The sequence below is a fragment of the Salipiger sp. 1_MG-2023 genome, from assembly GCF_030547555.1.
Classification (GTDB): Bacteria; Pseudomonadota; Alphaproteobacteria; order Rhodobacterales; family Rhodobacteraceae; genus Salipiger.
This window is the reverse complement of record NZ_JAUOQN010000130.1, coordinates 1-3,093: the sequence shown is the minus strand read 5'-3', so window position 1 is coordinate 3,093 and position 3,093 is coordinate 1. Positions and strand designations below refer to the sequence as shown.

Here is a 3,093-nt window from a genome sequence, read left to right as displayed (position 1 = left end):
TGCTCCACCTGCGCCAATCGGCGTATCAACCCAAAGGACTCCGGTTCCGGCTGGATGAAAGTTCAGTGGCAGGTCAGGTGCTTGCCGGGGCGCTCAGCATTGGCGGGGTGCAGGCCTTCATCCAGTATATCCGCCAGATCGGCCAGCCGATTTCCCAGCTTGGAAGCATGGCGGCACAGGTGCAATCGGCGCTCGCCTCGGCAGAGCGGGTTTTCGAATTGCTGGATGCGCCCGAACTGTCCACCGACGCCGCGAAGACCGGGCTGGTATTGCCGGTCCGGGGTCATGTCCGGTTTGAACATGTCGGGTTCCGCTACCGCGCCGATCAGCCGCTGTTCGAGAACGTCAGCCTTGAGGCCGCACCGGGGCAGATGCTGGCCATCGTCGGGCCGACCGGCGCGGGAAAGACCACCCTCGTCAACCTGCTGATCCGCTTCTACGACATCGATAGCGGGGTGATCCGGCTTGATGGCAAGGATATCTCCGCCATGCCGCGCGACGATCTGCGCCGCGCGATGGCGATGGTGTTGCAGGATGCGTGACTGTTTACCGGGACGATCCATGACAACATCGCCTATGGCCGCCCCGAGGCCACGCGCGAACAGGTCATCGCCGCCGCAAAACGCTGTCATGTGGATGACTTCGTCTGCACCCTTCCCGAGGGGTACGACACGGTTCTAAGCAATGGCGGTACAAACCTTTCGCAGGGCCAACGGCAGCTCATGACGATTGCGCGGGCCTTCCTGCTCGATGCCCCGATCCTCATCCTCGACGAAGCCACAAGCTCGGTCGACACCCGCACGGAAATGCTGATCCAGACCGCCATGGCCGATCTGCGTCAGGGCCGCACGAGTTTTGTCATCGCGCACCGGCTGTCGACCATCTGGGACGCGGACATGATCGTTTACATGGAGGATGGAACTGTGCGCGAGACCGGTACGCACGACCAGCTCATGGCGCTGGAAGGGGGGTATTGGCACCTCCAGACCGGAACAAAGGGGCGAGCCCCCACTCGGCCTGAACTGAGATCAAGAAAGGACTGCCCGATGAGACAGAACACTTCCGTTTACACCGCCGTCATTGCCGCCGCGTTGAGCATTGCAATGCCGCAAACCTTGCTTGCCGAAGCGCCGACCATCCAGCCCGTCGGGCCGCTGATCCACCTTGCGGACAACCTCGACGAAGAGGCCATGCTCGGCTGGTGCATCGATACCGAGGGTCACGGCGATAGCGACCAACTGCACGCGCATTCCTGCAAGCCGACCGGCGAAGACGTGCTGTTTTCCTATGAACCGGGCACCGGCATGATCGAGTCCGCGACCTATGCCGGCCAGTGCATGGTCTACAACGCGCCGGACAATGCCGAGAACCCCTTTGGCCTGATCGACTGTGACGAAGGGGATGAGGCTCAGAAATTCGCGTATGACGAGACCAGCATGGAGCTTCATCTGGCCTCGGATGCGGCGCAATGCGTGACCGTCGCGCCGACCATCGACGACGCGGGCCCGTTCCAGTCGCGCGATCTTATCCTTACCGCCTGCGATGATCTGGATCCGAGCTTCAAGCAATGGGTCGTTCGCGACTGATGAGACGTGCCGGGGCCGGATTTCGGCTCCAGCAGCCTCTTCGCATGGGGGTACATGCAACAGACCCGAGGCTTGCGGAGTCTGCGATCGGCACGCTTCCAGCCCGCTATGGATGCACCGAACAAATTCAAGCTCATTCATCCTGGACAGAAGGATCCCGGACGCCATGACGATCTATAATAACGCGCGTTTTGTCACTGCCGCCGCAATCGTGGTTGCAGCGACAGCACCGCAGGCCAAGGCACATGACATCACCAACGCGCTTCTGACAGAGCGTTCTGCGACCTGCGCGGACTATGCTGAGGCGAACACCGCCTCGGCCACCGACCTGTTTACCAAGACACATCATGACGCCGCGGTGACGATTACCACGGACGGGCAGACCTGTACGATCGCCTCGAACGCCGTGCCCAATCACGACTTCAACACCGCTGAAGGCTTCTTCAACGGATTTGCAGAGCAAGATCAGACATATACGATCACGGCGACACCGACCGCGTCGGAAACGCCGACGCCGCTCTCGCTGCCCATGGACAACGCGGTGTTCCTGAACGGGGTAAAGCTCGATCTGCTTGCGGCCGGATGTTATGGCGTCGGGGACGGCCTGTTCGGATGTTTCGACATGTCCGCGCCCTACTGCTACGATCCGATGGGGACCGCAAGCAACATGTTCGGAACCGATGCGCATAACGCGCATACCCAGAACGACGGCCTGTATCATTACCACGGCAACCCGATGGCCCTGTTCGAGCAGGACAACCCGGATGCGGCGTCGCCCGTCATCGGCTTTGCGGCGGACGGCTTTCCGATCTTCGGCAGCTATATCAACGACAACGGCACGATCCGCGCGGCCACCACAAGCTATCGCCTGAAATCCGGCACCCGCCCGGACGGCGACGATGGCCCCGGCGGTGCCTATGACGGCACCTATATCGATGACTGAGAGTTCGTCGAAGGGCTCGGCGATCTCGATCAATGCAACGGCATGGTACAGGACGGCGTCTACGGCTACGTCGTGACCGAGGCCTATCCGCATGTCATGGGCTGTTTCACCGGAACCCCTGACCCGTCCTTTGAAAAACCGCGTCCCTGAGCTGTTCTGCAGAAACTGACTTCTGCCCGCGAAGATGACGGGGAGGATCGCTGTCGATCTGGTTGGACCGTGATACAATCTGGGTACCGCAGCCGAGCGACAAGCGCGGTCGGCGGCACAGCTTCGGTGATGCCGCTATCCAGACCTGCCTGACGATGAAGGTCCTGTTTGCCCTGCCGCTCCGGCAGACCACAGGCTTTGTAGAATGCCTGCTGCGACCTGTGGTCTGGACTGGGCAGCGCCAGATTTAAGCACCCTTTGCTGCCGTCAGAGAACACCTGACGTGAGCCTGCCGTATCGCAGAGGAACCGAGCCACGGAACCTGCTGATCCGCCCCAGGATGATGTCCCAACTGATGGTGTAGCTCACGACGGGCCTCGCGCTCACCGGCGGGCCGAGCTTGTCAGTCGCGCT

The 3,093-nt window shown here is 61.4% G+C and carries 1 protein-coding gene and 3 pseudogenes; all 4 read left to right on the top strand.

The features are described 5' to 3' along the window. Positions 1 to 167: 167 nt before the first annotated feature. Positions 168 to 725: pseudogene (locus tag Q4543_RS24745) on the top strand (ATP-binding cassette domain-containing protein); the annotation flags it as partial. Further along, entirely contained in the window at positions 723 to 1,586 is an 864-nt protein-coding gene (locus tag Q4543_RS24740; protein WP_368502196.1) for a ricin-type beta-trefoil lectin domain protein, read from the top strand. The pseudogene Q4543_RS24745 and the gene Q4543_RS24740, both read left to right, overlap by 3 nt. Beyond that, a pseudogene (locus tag Q4543_RS24030) lies at positions 1,543 to 2,679 on the top strand (YHYH protein). The gene Q4543_RS24740 and the pseudogene Q4543_RS24030 overlap by 44 nt, the downstream one beginning before the upstream one ends. Further along, positions 2,676 to 3,010 (top strand): annotated as a pseudogene (locus Q4543_RS24025) (transposase); the annotation flags it as partial. The pseudogenes Q4543_RS24030 and Q4543_RS24025, both read left to right, overlap by 4 nt. Positions 3,011 to 3,093: the final 83 nt, after the last annotated feature.

What these genes read in the sequence shown, in the direction of transcription:
- Q4543_RS24740 (WP_368502196.1), top strand. Translation starts at nt 723, where the DNA reads ATGACGATTGCGCGGGCCTTCCTGCTCGATGCCCCGATCCTCATCCTC.